The sequence below is a fragment of the Kitasatospora sp. NPDC001660 genome, assembly GCF_053596725.1.
This window is the reverse complement of the sequence record NZ_JBSFGU010000123.1, coordinates 1-3,549: the sequence shown is the minus strand read 5'-3', so window position 1 is coordinate 3,549 and position 3,549 is coordinate 1. Positions and strand designations below refer to the sequence as shown.

At 66.3% G+C, this 3,549-nt stretch carries 5 protein-coding genes; 2 read left to right on the top strand and 3 right to left on the bottom strand.

The window, feature by feature from the left end; all coding sequences use genetic code 11:
- The first annotated feature begins 240 nt into the window (after positions 1-240).
- Together ACWCXH_RS39755 and ACWCXH_RS39750 are read left to right on the top strand one after the other, a co-directional pair.
- Positions 241-834: a hypothetical protein gene (locus ACWCXH_RS39755; RefSeq protein ID WP_449806392.1), complete on the top strand. Its 594-nt coding sequence runs from the start codon at positions 241-243 to the stop codon at positions 832-834.
- Between the two features lie 93 nt (positions 835-927).
- A complete protein-coding gene (locus ACWCXH_RS39750) occupies positions 928-1,533 on the top strand; it encodes a hypothetical protein (protein ID WP_449806393.1) in 606 nt (201 codons plus the stop codon).
- 36 nt (positions 1,534-1,569) lie between these two features.
- Here the strand turns inward: ACWCXH_RS39750 and ACWCXH_RS39745 are convergent, their stop codons facing one another.
- From ACWCXH_RS39745 to ACWCXH_RS39735, 3 genes are all read right to left on the bottom strand, one after another.
- On the bottom strand, positions 1,570-2,034 hold the full coding sequence (locus ACWCXH_RS39745) for an integrase (RefSeq protein WP_449806391.1): 465 nt from the start codon (positions 2,032-2,034) through the stop codon (positions 1,570-1,572).
- Between the two features lie 62 nt (positions 2,035-2,096).
- Complete coding sequence (locus ACWCXH_RS39740; RefSeq protein WP_449806390.1) at positions 2,097-2,642, bottom strand: GNAT family N-acetyltransferase; 546 nt, start codon at positions 2,640-2,642, stop codon at positions 2,097-2,099.
- Between the two features lie 41 nt (positions 2,643-2,683).
- On the bottom strand, positions 2,684-2,971 hold the full coding sequence (locus ACWCXH_RS39735; RefSeq protein ID WP_449806389.1) for a hypothetical protein: 288 nt from the start codon (positions 2,969-2,971) through the stop codon (positions 2,684-2,686).
- Positions 2,972-3,549 lie beyond the last annotated feature (578 nt).

Genomic DNA, 3,549 nt, shown 5'->3' with positions numbered 1-3,549 from the left:
AGTTGCAGTTGATCCTCGCCACCTGGGCCGGCCAGTGTCCGACCTGCCACCGCGACATACCCACACCCATACGAACCTGACCAAGCCCTACTAGTCCAGACAGCCTGGTGGGGTCGGATCGCAGTCGGGTTGCTCAAAGTAGTGGGCAAAAATCTCGGCGCCAGTGAGCATTGGGCGTGTCGCGCCGCCAACTCCGGTCGGACTGGTCGCCGTTCAACCGGCGTCCGGAGACGGGGGAGAATGCAGCACATGGATGACGCGTTCACACTCCTTCGGCAGGCCGTCGATCTGCTGCCGCAGGACGCGGCGGCAGAGAACGGACAGACGGCCGGGGATGTGCGCGAGGACATCGTGCGCCAGGAGTGGGAGATGGTGCTCGGCGTTCTCATCGAGATCGGGGATGTCCACCCCGTGTCCGTTGACTTCTGGGAACTCCTCGCCGAGGCCGCTCGTCAGATGATGCTCGACCGCAGCCGGCGTTGGTGCGAGTGGCGGGGCTGGGAAGTTCGACACGGCACCATCCGGGCCACCCTGAGCCTGGTGGGTGCGGAGGAGGGCCGACGCCGGACTGCCTTTGCCGCAGACGGGCGGCTCCGGCCGATGTGGGACATCGGCAACCGCACCGCCAGCGGGGAGCGAGAACTGAACATCGCCCGGTTGTGGGTGGAGTTTGCGCAGGAGCTCGGCCCGGGAGAGACCGCCGACGTTCGGCTGGCTCCTCTGAGCCCCGAGCAGTGGAGGCACCTGAAGTGCGGCGATGTGATCACCATGTACGAAGCCCGACCTGCTTCCGGAACGGCCACTGTGATCGAGGTTCTGCCGCCGCGTGCCTGAGCTCATCTCGCGTCAGGCGGGCTCCGGCTGCAGCCAGGTGATCTTCGAAAACTGTTCGAGCTCAGATGGCGGGACCAGTACTGTTCCAGCGTGATGAAGCCGGATGGGATGAAGTTGGGGATCGAAGCAGCGCGCCTTCTCGCTGTTGCGGACTGCTGCGAGATAGCTCCGGGGCTGAGCGAGAGCGAGCTCCAGCGTATTGAGCAGGAGTACGGCTTTGAGTTTGCCGACGACCACCGGGCTTTCCTGGCGTCGGGCTTGCCGGTCAGTCAGCCGCCCGAAGAGGGGGACACGTGGGAGAACCCGTGGCCGGACTGGCGCCACGGCGACCCCCAAGGGCTCCGAGAGCGGCTTGAGTGGCCGGTGGAGGGCGTTGCCCTGTCGGTCCGACGCGGCTACTGGCATCCGAGTTGGGGGCAACGGCCGGAGGATGCCGACGAGGCCCTTCAGCAAGCTCAGGTGCTGCTTGCTCGGGTCCCCAAGCTCGTTCCCATCTACGGGCATCGGTTTCTGCCTGCCGGCCATGGCTCCCATGGTCACCCGGTTCTCTCAGTGTGGGGCACCGACATCATCTGTTACGGCACTGACCTGGTCGACTACGTCAACCACGAGTTCGACGATTTCGACGCCCACACCCCCGACGACTGGCGCCCGCAGGCGACCGTCTCGTTCTGGCGGGATTTCCTGCGCAAGACTTGATCTCGTGGCGGCAACCGTCTCGGATGCGCGGTCGACTCACAATGGGCCTGCCGCGGTTGGTGGGGTTTCGGGCTCGGCGCTGCTTCGTCCGGCATTCCGGCGGAAGTCGGGCATGCCGAGGTGGACGGTGGACGGTTGCGCTGCACGCTCGCGCATGGCCTCCAGCTTTTGCGCTGCGGCGGCCATGGTGGTCTCGATGGCGGCGACCTCGCCAAGCCAGCCCTGGTCCCGGGCCCCCTGGAGGCGGTCGACGAGGTTGGCGTGGATCTCCTGGAGACGTGGCATCTGGGCCGGGTCCACGAGCAGTAGGGGACATCTGACACAGGCGTTTTCATGCTGGCACGGGGTCGCGTAGTCGCGGCCGCAGGTTCCCAGGGCGACCTTGCGGAGTTCGAAGTGGGCCAGGAACTCGTTCCACTCGGTGGCGGTGAGCTCGCGATATTCCTCGCTGGGCCGATCGCTTCTGCGGCGCGCGATGAAGGCCCGGTGATGGGAGATCACGTCCTCCGGGTAGATCGCTAATGGTGACGTCGGGTATTGGAACTGTCCGAATGCCCCTGCGGTCAGAGCGGTGCGAGGATCATGAGGACTTCGTCGCGGGTGTCGTGGGGTGCGAGCCGGAGGGCGTCGGGCCAGCGTCCGATCTCGCGCCATCCGAGCCGCCCGTAGAAGTCCTCCAGGCCCTCGCCGCCTCGGGCTGCCAGATGCAGTTGTTCCAGGCCAAGCTCGTCGCGGGCGATCTTCTGGAGATCGCGGACGAGAGCAGATCCGATGCCGCGGCCTCGGAAGGCGGGGTGGGTCTGAAGGTGGTGGATGGTGCCCCAGTGCCCGACGAGTCGGTAGGGGTCGCGGTTGAGGATGACCCATCCGGCAAGGACACCGTCGACCTTGGCGATGAGGAGTCGACTCTGTTGCGGGTCGAGACGGCTGAGGAGTTTGTCCGCGACGGGCGCGACGTCGTCTTGGTTGACCGGAGGGAACGGGAATCCCGCGGCGCCGCCGGTGTTGGTGACCGCGATCCAGCAGCCGATCAACTCTTGCCGGAGTTCAGGAGCGACGTCGTGCGGATTGGCTATCTGGACAAGGCAGAGGGTGGTGTCATTCGGCATGGGGCGGAGGATGCCAGAAGGGTCTGACACCCACCCCGGAGTCAGGATCTCGTCGTGCGCCGGCTGACTTCGGCGGCGTAGGTGGCCCAGTCGCCTGCGGAGAGACGTTGCCAGGCGACGGCGACGTCGGTGTGGATGCCCAGGGCGCGGGCGAGGATCGCGGCGGGGATCTCGGTGGCGAGCTGGAAGAGGGCGGTGCTGCGGGCCTGGTTGGGGCGGATCCCGAGCTGGTTGAGGCGTTGTGTCAGCTGTGTGGTGCTGATCGGCCGTCCGGGTTGGCCGCCGGGGAAGAGCCATGGAGACGGCACCAGGGCGCCGCGTTTCCCCATGGGGACGGCGGTCGTGGAGAGGCACCGTGACGTCCCAGGAGAAGGTCGAACGTTCCCTGTTTCAGGTGGTTTGAGCATCGAGTAGTTATCCCTCCGGATTCCTCCTGGTTCCCTATGGGCATGCCGGACCCCGGGTTGAGGGTCCTGACCATCTCGGAGTCGTAGTCCTCCCTCGACCTGCGGGCCGAGAGGTCGCGGATGCACCGGATGGCAAGGAGTCTCAATGACCGAGTCAAGCCGTCGACGCGTGAGTCCGTGAGCGCGCGCCGCAAGCCTCACGCTGCCGACAGTCGACGTGCCTCTATGGCTGGAGGTACTCCTGGAGCGCCGTTACAGTCGTCGCCACCGCCTCATCAGCGTTGGTCGTTTCCAGCAGCATCTTGGCCGGGTCGCGCTTGTGCGCCACCGAGTAGCTGCCCCCGGGAAGAAGGGCGATGCACACTGGGAGAACGTCGCCCTCTCCCAGCCAATGCCGCCGACCAGTGAGCTTGCTCCGCTTTGACGGACACCGTTGGTGTGGTGGTCAGGCCGCCAGGGCGGTCTCGTATTCGGCGGGACTGCGGTAGCCGAGGCTGCTG